The 16419-nt window shown below is 50.4% G+C and carries 13 protein-coding genes; 2 read left to right on the plus strand and 11 right to left on the minus strand.

Annotated elements, in window-relative coordinates:
- Positions 1 to 137 precede the first annotated feature (137 nt).
- Positions 138 to 1061 carry a hypothetical protein gene (locus IPN95_15905; GenBank protein ID MBK9450857.1) on the minus strand — a complete coding sequence of 308 codons (924 nt, stop codon included), beginning with the start codon at positions 1059 to 1061 and terminating at the stop codon, positions 138 to 140.
- Positions 1062 to 1146: 85 nt separating this feature from the next.
- Here IPN95_15905 and IPN95_15910 point away from each other — a divergent pair, with 85 nt between their 5' ends.
- A complete protein-coding gene (locus tag IPN95_15910) occupies positions 1147 to 3081 on the plus strand; it encodes a T9SS type A sorting domain-containing protein (GenBank protein MBK9450858.1) in 1935 nt (644 codons plus the stop codon).
- Between the two features lie 116 nt (positions 3082 to 3197).
- On the opposite strand, the gene IPN95_15915 is transcribed toward IPN95_15910, so the two are convergent.
- The 7 genes from IPN95_15915 to IPN95_15945 form a co-directional block, all read right to left on the minus strand.
- Complete coding sequence (locus tag IPN95_15915) at positions 3198 to 3479, minus strand: DUF427 domain-containing protein (protein ID MBK9450859.1); 282 nt, start codon at positions 3477 to 3479, stop codon at positions 3198 to 3200.
- 13 nt (positions 3480 to 3492) lie between these two features.
- Positions 3493 to 3927, minus strand: a complete 435-nt coding sequence (locus IPN95_15920) for a hypothetical protein (GenBank protein MBK9450860.1) — start codon at positions 3925 to 3927, stop codon at positions 3493 to 3495.
- Positions 3928 to 4149: 222 nt separating this feature from the next.
- A complete protein-coding gene (locus tag IPN95_15925; GenBank protein MBK9450861.1) occupies positions 4150 to 4533 on the minus strand; it encodes a VOC family protein in 384 nt (127 codons plus the stop codon).
- A 73-nt stretch (positions 4534 to 4606) separates the two neighbouring features.
- Positions 4607 to 5029, minus strand: a complete 423-nt coding sequence (locus IPN95_15930) for an SRPBCC domain-containing protein (GenBank protein MBK9450862.1) — start codon at positions 5027 to 5029, stop codon at positions 4607 to 4609.
- Positions 5030 to 5046: 17 nt separating this feature from the next.
- Positions 5047 to 5391, minus strand: a complete 345-nt coding sequence (locus tag IPN95_15935) for a winged helix-turn-helix transcriptional regulator (protein ID MBK9450863.1) — start codon at positions 5389 to 5391, stop codon at positions 5047 to 5049.
- Positions 5392 to 5526: 135 nt separating this feature from the next.
- Positions 5527 to 9411 (minus strand): T9SS type A sorting domain-containing protein, encoded by a 3885-nt coding sequence (locus tag IPN95_15940; GenBank protein MBK9450864.1) that lies wholly within the window; start codon positions 9409 to 9411, stop codon positions 5527 to 5529.
- A gap of 434 nt (positions 9412 to 9845) precedes the next feature.
- Positions 9846 to 10205: a hypothetical protein gene (locus IPN95_15945; GenBank protein MBK9450865.1), complete on the minus strand. Its 360-nt coding sequence runs from the start codon at positions 10203 to 10205 to the stop codon at positions 9846 to 9848.
- A gap of 136 nt (positions 10206 to 10341) precedes the next feature.
- On the opposite strand from IPN95_15945, the gene IPN95_15950 reads away from it, so the two are divergent.
- Complete coding sequence (locus tag IPN95_15950) at positions 10342 to 14226, plus strand: hypothetical protein (protein ID MBK9450866.1); 3885 nt, start codon at positions 10342 to 10344, stop codon at positions 14224 to 14226.
- Positions 14227 to 14247: 21 nt separating this feature from the next.
- On the opposite strand, the gene IPN95_15955 is transcribed toward IPN95_15950, so the two are convergent.
- Genes IPN95_15955 through IPN95_15965 form a run of 3 tightly spaced genes read right to left on the minus strand, consistent with a single transcriptional unit; the run spans position 14248 to position 16376 of the window.
- Complete coding sequence (locus IPN95_15955) at positions 14248 to 14925, minus strand: alpha/beta hydrolase (GenBank protein ID MBK9450867.1); 678 nt, start codon at positions 14923 to 14925, stop codon at positions 14248 to 14250.
- A gap of 1 nt (position 14926) precedes the next feature.
- Positions 14927 to 15769: an alpha/beta fold hydrolase gene (locus tag IPN95_15960; GenBank protein MBK9450868.1), complete on the minus strand. Its 843-nt coding sequence runs from the start codon at positions 15767 to 15769 to the stop codon at positions 14927 to 14929.
- The gene (locus IPN95_15965; GenBank protein MBK9450869.1) at positions 15759 to 16376 is read right to left on the minus strand and encodes a hypothetical protein; all 618 of its coding nucleotides are present in this window, start codon (positions 16374 to 16376) and stop codon (positions 15759 to 15761) included. The genes IPN95_15960 and IPN95_15965 overlap by 11 nt, the downstream gene beginning before the upstream one ends.
- Between the last annotated feature and the right edge of the window lie 43 nt (positions 16377 to 16419).

Raw genomic sequence — 16419 nt, forward strand, 5'->3', positions numbered from 1 at the left:
AAATAATGTGTAGAACAAGTGCTTGCGGCACTTTGAATTCGTTACCTAGGTGATGAATGTACGAGATCTGGAATCGATTATTGTATCAAGGCAGTTTTTCTGAAGGCTCGATCTGTTCCACCAAAGCAAATGGCGATTCAGTTGCAATCGGAAACTTTGCTCAGGTATGTTTTTGCCTTCGGATGGTATTCAAATCTGCAGCTATTGGTAGACAGCTTGCGGATTGGTTTCAATTGTTGGATGTCCATGGGCATGGTATCTGCCACGATTTCCGCAATCGTCACGACGTCGATCTCCTGAATTCCATCCTCGTTTTCATCGGAAAAGACGATTTCACTCGTTTCACGGTAGCCTTCATCTTCTTCGAGTTTTTCCTGCCCGTATTCTGCAAAATAGTTACCTTTTCCATAGTCTTTCCAATCGTAGAATGCAGTGAGTTGCGAGAATATCTGAAAAGCGGTATCCAATTCGATCCGAATGATTTCCATCCCTTTGTTCATGTATGTGCTATGCGATTGCTCGAATTGAAGCACGAGATCGTTTCTTGTGGGGTCTGAAACCGGGCGAAATGAGATGTCTTTCAATTCCTCTGCATAGAATTCGTAAATGGCGTTTGGTTGTCCTGAAGATGCCATGTGTGAATAGAAACAGAAGTGGAATCCTCCGTACATGGTGAGTGAAAGATGATCCTGGAGCAACAGCAGCCGCTCTTTTGAACTGTCTCCCAAAATGTTTCCTTCAAACAATTCTCCAGACATCATCATGGGGTAGCAACTGAACTTGCCGATGCAATTCATTCCGGAAATGACCGTCACGTCGCTGTCTGATGGTTGCCAAATCGGCCTGCCGGCGCTGTCAAACCAATGTTGCGCATACTTCCAACTCGCGGAGTCCAGTCGTTCCTCCAAAAGATCGACAGCATAGTCAATGTACCCGGTCGACGGGCCAATGGGAGCTGAAGGTGTACGAGCGGAATCACCGCAGCTTGGAAGCAAGGTCGTCAAAAGGAAAATCGACCCAACGATGTTTATCAAATTGGAAGGAATGGATTTGGCCGTCATTGAATGTCGTTTCGCATACACCAAGCTATCATTTTTATCCCAATTCCGCAGTTTTTCCTATCTTTAGTCTCATCAATTGAAGAAAATGCACACTTGGCAACGACTCCAGCTTGTTCTGTTACTTTCCCTTTTTCCGTTGGTCTCATTTGCCCAGCAGGTGCAAGTCAATCCGTTGCGGCCCGACATCGTGGAAATGGAACGAAAGGCGGCTTCGGCAAAGATGACGGCAGTTTCTTCCGAACTCACAGACGCCTACGACCTCAAATACAATCGCTTTCGTTGGGCTGTCGATCCGGCAGTGAAGTACATTACCGGCAGTGTCACGAGCTATTTTGAGCCGGTCGGAGCAAATATGGATACGCTCTATTTTGATTTGAGCGACTCCTTGACGGTCGATTCGGTCCACTACCATGGGAATGCCGCCTCCTTTGTCCACCTCTCCGGCGAATTGCTCCGCATTGTGTTTCCGGCGACGATCACCTTGGGAACGTTGGACTCGGTTTCTGTTTGGTACCATGGAGCGCCCGTGGGCACGGGCTTTGGCTCCTTCATTCAAGATCAGCACGACAGTATTCCCATTATTTGGACATTGTCAGAGCCCTATGGCGGGAAAGATTGGATGCCCTGCAAAAATGGCATTACCGACAAAATCGACAGCCTCGATATGTACGTGACGACGCCTGCCGGCAACAAAGTCGCTGGAAATGGTGTATTGGTCGAAGTGATTCCCGGCATGGGCGAAAACACCTATCACTGGCGCCACCGGTATCCGATCGCGACGTATTTGATCGCTTTTGCGGTGACCAATTATGTCGAATACAGCAACTACGTGCCCTTTGGCGGTGATACGCTCGAGATTCTGAACTATGTCTTCCCCGAAGACAGCGCCCATTTTGCCTATTACACCCCCGAGATGATCGGCGCCATGCAGTTGTACGATTCGTTGTTTGGCATCTACCCTTTTCAAGATGAGAAGTATGGCCACGCGCAGTTTGGCTGGGGTGGGGGAATGGAACATCAAACCATGAGTTTTGTGATCAATCCTGACTTCGAATTAGGAGCCCACGAACTCGCCCACCAATGGTTTGGCGACAAAGTGACTTGCGGAAGCTGGCAAGACATTTGGCTCAATGAAAGTTGGGCGACCTATTGCTCAGGGCTTTGCTACGAATTTGGTTTGGGGACATTACCTTGGATGGATTTCAAGCGATTCCGAAGGGATTTTGCCATCAGCGCACCCGATGGCAGTGTTTGGTGCGACGACACGACTTCCGTCAACCGTATTTTTAATGGTCGCCTTAGTTATACCAAAGGCGCCATGGTTTTACACCAACTGCGCTGGCTCATCGGCGATTCGGCCTTTTTTCAAGGTGTTCGCAACTACTTGTCTGATCCTGTTTTGGCCTATGATTTTGTGCGGACCGATGATTTTCAGCAGCATTTGGAGGCGAGCAGCGGCCGTAGCCTGAATTCCTATTTTTCTGACTGGGTCTATGGACAAGGCTATCCGACCTATACCGTTGTTTGGAGTCAATCTGGCAATACCGTATCGGTGGAATTTTCTCAAACCGCATCCATGCCGGGTTCCGTGCCATTTTTCGCATTGCCGATTCCCATCCGGTTGGATGGTAATGGACAATCGGTCACGGTCGTGTTTGACAATACGAGTAACGGGCAGATTTTTACTGCGAATGTGCCTTTTTCAGTGGATTCGATCGTGTTTGACCCGGAGATTTGGTTGCTTGCCAATCAGTCTGTCATCGCTGCGAATGACGAAATGGAGCTTGCCGCCGGAATGGAAGTCTTTCCAAACCCGACCAATGGCTTTGTGAATATCCGTGGGCAAGGAATGAAAAGTGCAACGTTGATTGATTTAGCAGGCCGCAGCATCCTGAAAACGGATTTGCATGCCTGTGTGGGTACGCAACGGATGGACTTGCCGTTGGTTCCAGCCGGCATCTACTTGCTACGCATTGAGTCTGCCGGCAAGCAACAAACTTTCAAGCTGCGGATCGACTGACGCATCCTGGAGAATGTTGATTCCTTTTTCTGATTTGAGGGGCTAAAACAATGTCAGCCAAGCTTTTGGAAATCCAAAGTCTTGGCTGACGTTATTTTGAAGTATGGAAAGCCGGCCTATGCGATGACTGAAACGCCTCTCCAAAAAGCAATTCGGCCTTTGATAAGTTCCGCTTCCTGCTTTGGTTCCGGATAGTACCAAGCCGCATCCGAATTGGTTTTTCCATCTACGGAGACATGATAATAACTCGCTTTGCCCTTCCAAGCACAGATGGAATGCGTTTCACTCTCCTTGAAATGCGCGGAAACAAGGCTATCGGCCGGGAAATAATGGTTGCCTTCAACGACAATGGTGTCGTTGCTTTCTGCCAATACCGTATCGTTCCAGATTGCTTTCATCAGTGGGGGAAATTTAGACGCGGTGATGGTCGGCGCGCCAGTTTTGAATCAATTTTTTGATGTCCTCGTTTTTGAGCTTTTCATCGGCAGCCTTTACGGCAAGCCCGGGTAACTCAGCATCAGAAGCGAAACGGAGGGCAACAATTTGGCTGACACGAAGGCGGCTGTCCAGGGGTTTCCCGGTCAACAGGTAGTGACGGAAATTTTCTTCTGCGCGGATCGCGCGATCCTGCGCCTTGAGTGCGAATGCGCGTGCATAAAACCCAACAAGCGCGAGCGCGAGGCCAATCACAGCAACAAAAATGCCTGGAATTACATTTTGAGGGCATTCGCAGAATGCATAAACAATGCCTCCAACCAAAATGCCGATGATCAGCAGGTAGGTAAGGTAATGATAGCCAGGGACCAAGCGGCGATGGCTTTTGAAGTCTTGTGTTTTCTCACTCATTTTTTGAAAAAGTTTTCAGGGTGATGTTCCTTCCTACGTTGTTTGGAAACATTGGAGGGTAAACCCAGCATTGTGTAAAATGTTGGCACAGGTCGAAAATTTTGCTGTTTTCGAGGCCTTGCACCGAGCGAAATCCATCATTCAGGTGCAAAGCGAATAGTGGTGCGTAAAAAAACAAAGTCAGCCCTTTAAACTGACTTTGTTTTCTTTCCATGAATGCGATCAGAGGCTGTTGGCGTGCAACGCCATGGCATTGCCCTCGGAATCCATAAATCCTGCCATGTAACCGATCTCGGGAGATACCTGCATCGGCGGCATCGTTATTGTACCTCCTGCGGCTGCGATCCGGTCCACAACCGCTTGGATGCTCGGATTTGCATTCAAATAGACCCAGGCACCCGTTGCGGAAGGCACATGATATTGGCTCTTGACCAATGCGCCGGAGACTTTGTCGGGTGCAGCAGGAAAGGTGGACATGCTCATGCCCATCATTTCCGAGATCGGCTCCAATTCCGTGGCAAAAATCGCCTCATAAAATTTCTTCGCGCGCTCGAGGTCCAATGCTGGAATCTCAAACCAGTTCAGTGAATTTGAATTCTTGTCCATGTTGTAACGCTTTATAAAGTTGAAAAATTGAATAAATGTTGAATCGAGTTGTTGAATTGAATCGGAAGGATGGTCAAGCCGCAAGCAGCAATTCATCCAGTTTGTCAAGGAGGTCCTTCCAGCCCTGCGTACGTCCCGTAGGATCGATCACTTTTTCAAGCACCTGCAATACAGTGACTTCCGTGCCATGATCACCTTCGACGAAATCTACCGTTACCACCGAATCTCCTGCCAATGTGAGGTCCGGGTCAAAAATGAAGGTGTACACCAGTTTGCGATTGGGCTGGATTTCCTTGAAAAAGCCACGTGTCCAAAGGCTGCCGAATTTCTCTGAGATGAGTTCGATGTCAAACCTGCCGCCGACAATCGGCTCCACAAACAATTCCCCGACGTAGGCAAATCGTGGACCATACCATTTGCACAACAAGGTCGGGTCGAGAAATGCCTCAAAAACCTTGTTGACAGGGTGGTTAAATGTTTTTTGACAACGTACCATACTGCGTTCGCCCATCTTCATTTTTCTGCTCCTTCCTGATTTTCCTTGTCCAATAATTCCGCGAGTGCGTTTAATCCGTCGTTCCAGAATTGATGTTGCCTTGAAATCCATTCGATCGCTCCACGCATCGGCTCCGGTTCAAAATGGCATTTCACATACCGCCCGTCCTTCTTCCGCTGCAACAACCCCGAATGATCCAGAATTTTGAGATGCTTGGAAACTGCAGGCAAAGACATGTCAAACATGCCCGCCAATTCCATCACGGTACAATCCTTAACCTTTACCGTCTCAAGGATTTTCCTCCGCGTGCGGTCAGACAATGCCGAGAATACCAAGTCCAATTGAATTTCTTGCTTTTCCATTTTGCTAGAACCTCAATGCGAACCTACATGATTTATATTAATTAACCAAATGGTTAAATGTATTTTTTTAGAATTCAAAAAGAACCCGGACTGCTTTCACAATCCGGGTCTTTCCAAAAAATTGAACACAAAGCGTCAATAGCTATTGAGGTCCATTTGGGGCATTACCGTGAACAATTTGACGATCGTTTCGCCTAGCTCGAAGCCATCAACATGGATCAAATAGGCCCCGCTCGCAATCGGGACGCCTGCTTGGTTTTTCAAATCCCAAGTTTGCTCTGGCGAATCGGAGTTTTTGGCATAACTGCGCACCAAAGTTCCACTGAGGTTGAAAATTTTGATGTTGCAACGTCGGGGTAGATTCGTGATTTTCACGATGGTCTGCGTCGGCGCACGCTCGTATTCACTGAAGGCGTAGTAGGGGTTGGGAACTACCCGCACGTCCTGGAGCAAGGAACGCGTTGCTTCTGCAGTCACGTTGGTTGCGCCTGCATACGCGTCGGTGTTGAAGAGAAACACGGGAACATCCTGCGTAGCAGGTCGTGCATGAAAAGGATGGTTGACTCTGATCGACAGCCTTGCCTCCGTCGGGATCTGATCATAAGTGGTCCACTTAAATTCATCCCTGACCAACGGAACTCCAACCCATGCGACATCCCGGTAAACTTTGGCGATATAACTTGGATTCTGCCAAGGCGGACCATAGGAGGATTCAAACAGCATTTGCGTGCCAGAAAGCTGCTTGGTCCCGCGCGCGAGCACTTTATGGATCTCAGCGCAACCATCATAGGGCGTTTTGGACACATATATATAGTGTCGCCCTCCCGCCGTGGTTCCGTTGTTCCCATAGGCGCCCGTGGGATTCCAAAGCATGTCTCCTCCGTGGTTGATTTTGTCCCAATCGTTTTCCCCGAAGAAGATGTTGAGCCGCTGACCGGTATTGACATCAATAGCATAGCCGGGAAACATGGTCCAGCCTTGCGTCGCTGAATCCAAAGCACCTTGCATCGGATGCAATTGCGCATCCAAGCCCATTTTCCATTTGGCCGTGAGGGTATTGGAACCTGCGCCCGTGGCATTGTTGGGTGAAGACTCAATGACCACGCTGCGCGACCATTTAGTTGGATCCGGAGAAAACACGATGTCGACATCGGGCAATTCGGAGAGGTTGAGCATGCTATCGGGTTTCATCATGAAGCTGATGGCTCCGACGCCGATGGACACTCCAGGTGCAATTCTGCCGGATTGGTCATTGACATTGAAACTCCGCGCAAGGCACATTGGGGCCCAGCTGCCTTCAAACAACCTTTCATGGTTTTCTTCGGGGTCATAGATTTTTGCATTTCGCACGACTTGCGATTCTACGCCGAGGTCGAAGGTGTCAATTCCCGCCATGATCCAGTCCGCAATTTGCTCTCGATCCACGTCTCCGTAGCCTGCAAGCCAGTCTTTGCTGGGATCGGCATACTGCATGCGAGCAGCAATGATCGGATCGTAGCCTTGTTGCGCCAATTCCGGAGCTTGCGGATTGTAAACCCCAAGCGCAAATCCATGACCGGCAATCACGCGTTCGGTTCCGCTCAATGGCTCAGGTCGGTACCCCAAATGTCCACCATTGGAATCCAATCGCTCGATGTACACACTTTGGTACACGAGATCGCCCTCGTGATAAAGCTTCCATTCGACCCGCTCTTGCTCGGTAACCTCGCCTCCAGGCAAGCCTTGTACAATTTTGGGTTGCCCAAATGCCTCGTCTCTAACCACCTCAAGACGGTAATTTCCCTTTTGCACCTCCTTGGCATTGACGATCTTCAGGCGGATCGGGGATTTTCCGGCAGCATACCCAATTCGTTCGACATGACCCTCCTGCAAAATTGCAGTTTCGGTTTCCGGTCTCAGGGCGACAGCATTTCCACCGTTCCCAATTCCGCTGATTTGGTCCACAGGGATTCCGTCGCCATAGTCCGATGCCAAAATTGATCCGTTTGCTTCGAATCCCGTTTTGTGCGGCATTGCGGTCACATTTTCATAGTTTCCGTTTCCTTGCACAAATTTTCGACCTTCGGATGGGATTCCATTCCAGGCGTAGGCAATCACGGCGTAGTAATAGTTGGTGTAGTTGCGCAATCGTCGGTCACTTCCTTCGGCAAAAAGGTCTTCATGTGCGCGAATGCCATGGAAAATTCCTGCATCCGCACCGGTCACCATCACTTGGTCAGTGACAACGGGGTCATCCAATCCTTCGATGAACGTCTCCACGCGATTGACAATCGTTCCTACGCCGTCCCGGATATCGCATTGCGCCAAAAGCCGCGCCTTGTCCGTATCAAAAAGATCCGAGTTGGAGACGCCGCCGTCTTTCAGTTGGAAAACCATATAGCCTTGGAACTGGAATTCGGGGTCTGCTACGCCTTGCGACGCAAGCGCCGGATCGATTTGACTGTACCGCTCCTGATAGTTGTTGAATGCAACTGAATCCAAATAGTCCCAAGAAATCACCAGCTCCTGGTCAAATTCTTCGATGGCAACGGTTGGCGCATCCGGTCCATCCAGCAGGTGGAATTTGGCATCAAACAAAGCCTGCGCCAAGTCATCTGCCGAAAAGGCCTCGCACAAGGAGCCCAATTGCCCATTCGAATTGCCTCTTGCCCAAACGGCGCCCGTGATGATCTCGTTTTGGGCGCCATTTTGCAAGAAAAACGGCCCCGCCGAGAGGATGAACCTGCGGTCGTCTGCGGGATTGCCTTCGGAGAGCTCGTTCCATCCAGAGGCCGCGCCACAAGCGCCCGGATCTCCCGGGAACATGTAATTGACGGGCGTAACGCCGTGCAAGCCGTTGCCCCCTGCGGTCACGCGCGAACCATCTTTCCAAAGTCCACGCAAATAGCCATAATAATGCGTTGCCACCTCAGGATTGCCCGTGAGGCCATCTTTGTTGTCATAGTACATGAATTGCGACATGCCCAAGCGCTGCCCATTCGTATCGAGCGGACCCTGGAAAAAGTCAATGCCAAACACCGGCGGATGCGCACCGTAACCTCCCAAATTGCTTTCGTCATCGGGATCGGCGTTGTAGCTGTAACCCAGCCCACGCACGGTATCGCAGCCCACAAAGTCGTCTTTGGCATTTCCGAGGTCCACATCCGCCCATTGGCCCATATAGGTCTCGTGGAGGTTTTGACCCGATTTGTTGATGACCTTGTATTTGTAAAAGGTCATGTCGTTGATGGCATTGCTCGTGGAGAATGCAAATGCCATCATTTGGATTTCCAGCCCGATGGCGAGTCCGCCGGTTTCGGTGTGCACGTCACCTTTGTCGTTGATGACCCACCAAATCGCCTGATCGGGTTCGCCACCGCCATCGATGGGCCTAATGTCAGGGTAATCGCCATCTTGGGGCGTGTATTTTTCCGGGTCGCCGTCGACATCGACAAATGGGGCAAGCGGCACGCGGCCATCGGAATTGTACCCAAATGCAGGCCACGACGCCACAGCAGGGAAATTGCTCATGACAAGTGGATTCCCGCCGTTGGCGGCTGCGGACCATGCAGCCCGGAAATCTTCGATTTCGGATTTGTTGATTTTGAACATCTTGTCCCATTCGTTGCAGACGTCTTGGGTGACGCCGCCAGTGCGCGTGAGCGGTCCCGGGAAGAAGTCGTTGCCGCTTTGGCGGTACGTCTGGGCTGCGACACGCAAGTTTTGGTCATCGTCGATGCCGCCGATCCACAAGGAAGCCGCAAATGCGGAATGTCGCGCAAGCGCAGGATCGGTCACTTTGGGGATTTCATAACGGGGACTTCCGGTCAAGTCCCACCACATATCGCCGCCATTGTGCAGGAGGCAACGCACATTGTTGATGTCGAGTTGCGCAGATGCACTCGATGGCAGACAATTGGCCGTCGTGCGCATGTGCTGCTGCCGTGTTTTGCCCGGACCGAGATTTTCGGCAGCCCGGGCTGACCGAGTGAGCAGGAGAAGAAGCCCTGCAAGGGCAATTAACTGGTAAAATCCTTTCATTTTCATGGCTTTATCCAAGTAAAGGTCAAACAAACTCCAGCCGTTTGGCGGAGCCAAAAAGTATTCACAACGGCAAACGGCCGCACAATCAGACGTAAAGGGGAAGCATTGACAGAAGGGTACGGCAAGCGGGACAAAGGCTGCCGACCATTCAAAGGTGATCAAACCATTCGCCAAGCCCTAGCAGAAAAATGGAGCTGGGTTACACGGTTGGACGAATGATCTTTTGAAGATTAGAGGGAACTGAATCGATTCTGCATCACCCAGGATGCGCAGAATCGCTCTTTTTTTGACGGATGGGTTGCTTTGGAGAATGCAAATTCCTGCATTTTTTGACCATTCGAAGGCATTGGTTTACGCATGCAACCATACCTTGATGCGTTAAAACTCAAATCAAATCCATTGCAAGCAATTGCAGCTTTCCGGCACCGATCTCACTGAATATCAGCATCCACAATCGTCAGCTGACAATCGTGGAGATAGCCGTCTTCCTTTGTTGTGGCATGAATCCAATTCCCATCATCAAAGAGGTCCAAAAGCAAGGAATCCCCAGCAGGCAATACGATGTCCAAGTCGATCAGGTCCTCGGTACAATCAAATCCCTGTTTGTCGTTGCCGCTTTTGAGGAAGGTATCCATGATTTTGGTTTCTCCCGCAGCAAAGGCGATCGTGTCGCTCCGTCCCCCGAATGTTGTCTCCACCACGACTTTCAATGCGCGGCTGCTTTGGTTGATCAAGGTTTTTTGGTAGGTGGTTTCCTTGCTGCAGGCAACCAACAAGAGAAGCAAGAGCAAGCTTCCGAGCAGAGAGACATTCTTTTCATAGGGAATAGAATCCAGTATGTCCTAAGATACGAATATTTCCATTGGGTCGTATTTTTTGGAATCAATATCTTTGATTCAGGAAGATTTCAGCACATGCCCCTCACAAATGGAAAAGCGTTTGGATAGCGACAAGATTTGGAACCTGTTGTACCGCGAGGATGGTACCCCGACGGATTTCCATTCACTCGAATCTGAGGACGTTCACCTTTACCGGTACAGTCAGGTGCATCAGCTTCTGATATTGGCAACGTACAATGAAGTTGAGGAGCTGATGAAGGTCTACCGAATCGCACTTGATACATCCAATGTGACGCTGTTGTATGCGCAAGCGGCTCCTGAATGGCGTTTCCGTTGGGTCTATCTTGAGCTTACATATGACGGACAAATGGTCGCCGCTGCCATCCGAAGTGGTTCTGACTACGTGGGCGGAGGCACCAAGTATCTCGTTTGGGAGGAAAACGAATTGCGCTATCAGGACGAGGACCCCGAGATGAAATTGCGCTACAGTGATCACAACGCCACCCATCAGTTTTTTGCAACGTTGCATCCAGACAATCAACATGCCTTTTATTGGATGTATGGCACACAGACGTTGAAGGTGATTCACCTGAAATCAGGCACGGTTGTCAAAAAGAAGCAATTCCCTTCCGTTTATGCGATGGGTATTTCGGAAAAGGGCGATCAGTTGCTGCTGTCCGTGCAGAACGGGACGTTTATGAGTTACACCCTGCCTGATCTAGAGGCTGTTTTCAGTCTGGATCACGAAATCGGTTACGATTGGTGGGGGCCCATGGGGTTGGGAATCAATGCTGCAGGTGATGTTGCGATTTGTTTTGAAGGCAAGGACCGCACGGGGTACATGGACATCAACCATCAGGTGAGCGACCGAGACAGCCATTTGGTGATGTGGCAAAAGGATGGAATGGGAAGGTGGCAAACAGTGGATGCATTCCATTTCCGGAAGGGAACGTATGACATCGATGCCGACTGGAGCGCATTTGCCATCAAAAGCATCGGACCCAACATCTACTTTGCCGGTTTGGTAGACAGCAAGAACATCTTTTGGATGGAATTCCCGTCCAAAAAGCACCTGTTGATCGAAGCCGGACTGGGATATGGCGACAAAGTACACTTCAGCGAAGACGGATCCGAAATCTGGGTTGGGAATTCGATTTATGACCTGCGTGGCTTTGAAGTGCCGTTACCGAATGTGACCGATCGGGTAGAGGTGATGAAATTGCATTATCCCCGAAAAAAAGCGCATCAGCCGTTTCCGCAGGAAGATTGGCGAACGTTTTGGGATCCCATCCATGGCTGCCTCAACCTCAGCGGAAGCTCCATCCGGGACTTGGGTTTTCTCGCTGAACTGCCAGATTTGGTCATCTTGATTCTGGACGACAGCGATGTATTGGACCTGCCTGACCTCTCCGGTTTCCAGAAGCTGCGCAAGCTTTGCCTCAACAAATCCTTGATCCAAGACTTCGAACAGCTGCGTCAACTGACCCATCTCGAGGAATTGTCATTGCAGGAAAATGCGATTGCAAAGATCGATTGGCTCAGCGATTCAGTCGGACTCAAAAAGTTGGACCTGGCTTTCAGTTCGGTTTTGGACATTGGGCCGTTGGCGCATTTGCCGAATTTGGAGTGGTTGTCGCTGGAGAAAACCAAAATCAACGACATCTCCGCCCTGCGCGGGCTGCCGATTCGACACTTGGACCTCACCTTGTCCAAAGTCGCGGATCTCGAGCCGATTTTTGACACGGTTTCTCTGGAAACCTTGCTGGCCAACCATATTCGATTGGTCGAGTTTCGCCCGTCACCGAAATGGAAGGCACTCAAGCGTTTGTCGATCCACGGAGCTAGTGTCGACGGGCCATCACTTTTGGGTTTTCCAAACCTGGAATGGCTGGATGTTTCCAGAACCGACCTCCAAGATTTTTCTTTCCTGCGAGAACTGAATGGCCTCAAGGGTTTGGGATTGGAATATACTTCCTTCGGCAATTTGCAGGACATTGCCCACCTGAATTCCCTCGAATACCTCAACATTCGTGACACGGCGCCCACAAACGGCTTGGAATTGCTGGTTGGGATGCCGCTCAAGGATTTGAGGCTGTTTGGCAAGCGATTTGCCGACCTGAGCCCACTCGGCGAACTGTCAATGTTGCAGCGATTGGAGATTTACATCGACCGGTTTGCCGATTTCGGGCCGATGGTTCAGCGCCTGACGAATCTGGACAGGTTGTTGATTGCCGGCGCCGGAACGCCAGGTTGCCACGGCAGCATCGAATTTCTGCGTCCGCTCCAGAAACTGAAATGGCTGGAACTCAACATGGGCAAAGTGGACGATATGTCGCCCCTCGCGAGCCTTACTGCACTTGAACATTTGAATGTGTCGGTCGATGCGGTGACCAACTATTGTTCGCTCTCCCCACTTGTGAACTTGAAGTATTTGAGATGGCGTGGGGGATACACTACGGGTCAATCCATTCCTGATATTTTCACGGGCTTGACCAATCTGGAAAGCTTTGAGGGCTCATTGGCAGCTTTTGGGAATGACGAATTTCTGGCCTCCTGGACCAATTTGAAGCAGCTCAAGCTTGACATGTTCCGCGGGACGAGATTGGATTTCTTGAAGTACATGCCCAAGATCCAATCCCTGGAACTCTCGAATGCGATGCGTTGCGATTCCTTGGCAGATCTCCAGCATACGCCCGATTTGCGCCATTTCAGTTTGGGGAATTGGGCAGATCCGGAACCGCTTTTCAAGATGGAGCGATTGCGGACCTTGTCCCTTTCATTTTCCAATTTCCCTTTGAAGAATTTGCGTCGGCTAAAGGCATTACGTTCCTTGTCGATTGAGGGTCAATCGCAAAGGGACCTCAAACAATTACCTGATTTGCCTTCTTTGACCGAATTCAGCATTCATGACTTCACCGGAAAGGACCTGTCTGGTTTGGAAGGTTTGACGCGGCTCAGAACACTGTCGATCGCCACCTGCAAGTTGAATGCGTTCCCTGACTTACAGCGGCTGACTTGTCTTGAAAAAGTCGAATTAGAGGATATTACTTTGAAGGACACCTCCGCACTTGCTTCACTGAAGAATTTGCAGGAATTGACCTTGCAATACCCGCATTTTACGTCGTTTGATTGGCTGGCAGGCCTTCAAAATCTACGTAATTTCAGGTTGACGATCATTTCCCACCGCAGCGAAAAGGGCGATGCCGACAACATCGACGGCCTTTTTGCGCTCAATCAGCTGCAACATTTGTCGGTCGATACCAGCTTGATCACCAAGATCCCCCATTGGGATTTTCTTCAAAACGTTGAATATGCTTGGCTCGATCTCCCAGCCTTGCATACGGTTCCAACCCAATTGGTCCCGCTGCCGATGATGCGGGAATTGAACTGGGAGTCACGGCTCGCGATCGACTTTTCCTTTTTGGGAAGCTGTACGGGGCTTCGGGAATTGAATATTCAGAACCCCTTCTTCACCGATTTGAGGTTGCTGGACAAGCTTCACGGATTGCGCGATTTGGATATCAGCCGTACGGGAGTCAAAACACTGACCCCACTTGCCGGACGGCGGCGATTGCGCCAACTGGAATTCAGTAAAACCAAAGTCAGTGATTTGGAAGTGCTTGCTGAACTGCCGTGGTTGGAAGATATCCGGTTTGAGGGTGTCCCGGTCCCCAGCTATGCACCCCTTCAAAATCTGCATTTCCTGGAATGGATTTCAGGAAATTTGCCAGCTGACAAGGATCTCAAATACCTTTCGGACAAAGCCCATTTGAACACCTTGATGCTCGCAAATGGCAAAATTTCCACCTTGGAACCCCTTTTCCCTTTGATCGAAAACAAGCAACTAAACCACTTGTCCATGTTGGATGCGGAAGTCGAACAACTTCCCAAGGGCCTCAAGTTTGACCGTTACCACTTCATGGAGAATTACATGGAATTCCTCCAAAAGAAGCGGAAAAGCAAAGGAATTTGAGAGAATCGGCTGCCGAAGAGGCTAGTTTTCGGAATTCTCTGGCGAACGTTCCAATTCCAAAAACTTCCGAATTTCCGCTACGACCTCACGCGCATGCGTGAGCACCATGATGTGCCTGCCGCCGCGCACGGCCACGCGCCCGCGCACAAAGGCTCCGGGCAGCAAGAAGTCGCGTGTGCCGTGAATATGCAGGCAATTGGGATGCAAATAGTCGCTTTTCCAGTTGACGACAGCATTGACCGCCCATTCGACGAAATCATCGCTTGCCTCGTTGCGCATGTCTTTCAGGATCTTTGCTTGCCATTGCGGAATGCGTTTCATGCCTGCTCGTGGGCCGTTTTCCCTCCAAAATTTTCCCGAACCCAAACGGTGCAGCGGTACGTAACGCCCCAGTTTGAAATAGGGAGGAAATTCGCGGGAGTTCTTCAGGCTTGAGATCAAGATCAGCTTTTCCGGTTGCAGGACGCTGGCAATTTCGGTGGCCATCGTGCCGCCGAGCGATTGGCCACCCAAAACGTAAGGCTTTGTCGTGTCGATTCGTTCGCCCATTCGCAGGGCATATTCGCGCAAAGATTCGCCTTTAACCGGAGGAATAAATTCCAGAACCTCAAATTCCAGCCCTTCTCGGCGCAGTCCCTCGAAAAGGCGCGCATCGGCACCCATGCCGGGGATCAAATAAAGTTTCGGTTGTGCAGCCATTTTATCGGAGCAATGAATCCAAACTGACTTCGAATTTAGGATGGTTTTGGACTTTGAGATGGCCTTGGCCCGGAAGGGTGATGAGCTTGGATTTGTTTGCAGCCTTCGACATTGCCAAACCCTGGGAATAGGGGATCACTTCGTCTTCGTCACCATGGAAAATGACAACCTCGCTTTGTACGGAACCCACAAAATCTTCGGATTCGCTCGGATAATTCAACAACCACTTGACCGGAAGCCATGGGTACTGCGACGACGCCACGTCGGCAAGGCTGGTATAAGGTGCTTCAAGAATCAGCAATTTGGGCCTGTGTTTCGCGGCAAGACGTGTTGCAAATCCGCTTCCCATCGATTGGCCATATATAATGATACGGTTTGCCGGGTAACGTTTCGAGAGTTCATTCCAGGCCGCCTCGACATCGGCATCCATTCCGGATTGGCTCAATTCGCCCGTGCTTTTGCCATAACCCCGGTAGTCTGGAACAAAGAAATCCCATCCGTTTCCGAGAAACCGGTTGCGGCCGCCGGCGCAAATTCCAGCGTTTCCGCCATTGCCATGCAGGTACAAAATCGCGCCCTTTGCCGAATCCATCTTGAAAAGGAGTGCATTGACCATTCCACCCTCCTCCGAAGGAAAGTTCAACTCCTCCACCACTTTTTCAATGCCCGCTTCGCCGCTTTTGATGCTGAGATCCCAAGCCGCGTTGGCGGTCTGCACCGTGGGGTGAAACAGGATGGACTCCTGCGCAAAGTACATGAAGGCGCAAATGCCGATGTACAGCGTTGCGAGAATACCCAAGATGATGCGGAGCGCTTTGCGCCAATTTCGCTTTTTAGCTGCCATCTGAACGTTGTTCTTTGAGATTGGTCAGGAATCCCACCACTTGTTCGGAAGCAGGAAGGCTGGAAAACCGGCTCAAAAGGGTGTCCAAGTCCATCGTATTCCACTTGGTCGAATAAAGCAGCATTACCTCCTGGTCGGGATTCTGCTGCACATAACCCAGATAACAAGCCGGATTTCCGATCGCGACGTAGCTGATTTCCTCGGAGAAAAATTCGCTGATCTCGGGGTCGCCCTTGAAAATGCCCATCCACCGCAACATATAATAAATGCCCTCGGGAATCGTGTCTTCCTCGATACGGCTCCGCAGGGTTTCCACAAACATCAGGCGGAGGTCATCGGGGCGATGGCGCTGATCGAGGTAATTGCAATCCTTGTTTTCCGGACGTTGGTTGGCAGCGAGTGCCTCCAAGCTGGCATCGAGGTAAGGTTTGCAAATCGTCCATTCCTCCCCATTCATCAGCACCGAATCCAATGCAGACAAGCGTGCAAAGAGGCTGTCAAGTTCAGCGCATGGTTTTGATGGTTGGGCAATCACAGGAGAGGACGGCTCGCCGCATGCAGCAAAACACAGGCCTATTGCCATGATCATCCATTGAAACCTCCGCATCAGCTCAAAAATAGGGAATTCGACGCGTTTTCTTGCTATGCCT

The sequence above is a fragment of the Bacteroidota bacterium genome (assembly GCA_016718825.1).
Taxonomy (GTDB): domain Bacteria; phylum Bacteroidota; class Bacteroidia; order J057; family JADKCL01; genus JADKCL01.

What these genes read in the sequence shown, in the direction of transcription:
- IPN95_15905 (MBK9450857.1), bottom strand. Translation starts at nt 1,061, where the DNA reads ATGACGGCCAAATCCATTCCTTCCAATTTGATAAACATCGTTGGGTCG.
- IPN95_15965 (MBK9450869.1), bottom strand. Translation starts at nt 16,376, where the DNA reads ATGCGGAGGTTTCAATGGATGATCATGGCAATAGGCCTGTGTTTTGCT.
- IPN95_15910 (MBK9450858.1), top strand. Translation starts at nt 1,147, where the DNA reads ATGCACACTTGGCAACGACTCCAGCTTGTTCTGTTACTTTCCCTTTTT.
- IPN95_15935 (MBK9450863.1), bottom strand. Translation starts at nt 5,391, where the DNA reads ATGGAAAAGCAAGAAATTCAATTGGACTTGGTATTCTCGGCATTGTCT.
- IPN95_15960 (MBK9450868.1), bottom strand. Translation starts at nt 15,769, where the DNA reads ATGGCAGCTAAAAAGCGAAATTGGCGCAAAGCGCTCCGCATCATCTTG.
- IPN95_15920 (MBK9450860.1), bottom strand. Translation starts at nt 3,927, where the DNA reads ATGAGTGAGAAAACACAAGACTTCAAAAGCCATCGCCGCTTGGTCCCT.
- IPN95_15955 (MBK9450867.1), bottom strand. Translation starts at nt 14,925, where the DNA reads ATGGCTGCACAACCGAAACTTTATTTGATCCCCGGCATGGGTGCCGAT.
- IPN95_15930 (MBK9450862.1), bottom strand. Translation starts at nt 5,029, where the DNA reads ATGGTACGTTGTCAAAAAACATTTAACCACCCTGTCAACAAGGTTTTT.
- IPN95_15925 (MBK9450861.1), bottom strand. Translation starts at nt 4,533, where the DNA reads ATGGACAAGAATTCAAATTCACTGAACTGGTTTGAGATTCCAGCATTG.
- IPN95_15940 (MBK9450864.1), bottom strand. Translation starts at nt 9,411, where the DNA reads ATGAAAGGATTTTACCAGTTAATTGCCCTTGCAGGGCTTCTTCTCCTG.
- IPN95_15915 (MBK9450859.1), bottom strand. Translation starts at nt 3,479, where the DNA reads ATGAAAGCAATCTGGAACGATACGGTATTGGCAGAAAGCAACGACACC.
- IPN95_15950 (MBK9450866.1), top strand. Translation starts at nt 10,342, where the DNA reads ATGGAAAAGCGTTTGGATAGCGACAAGATTTGGAACCTGTTGTACCGC.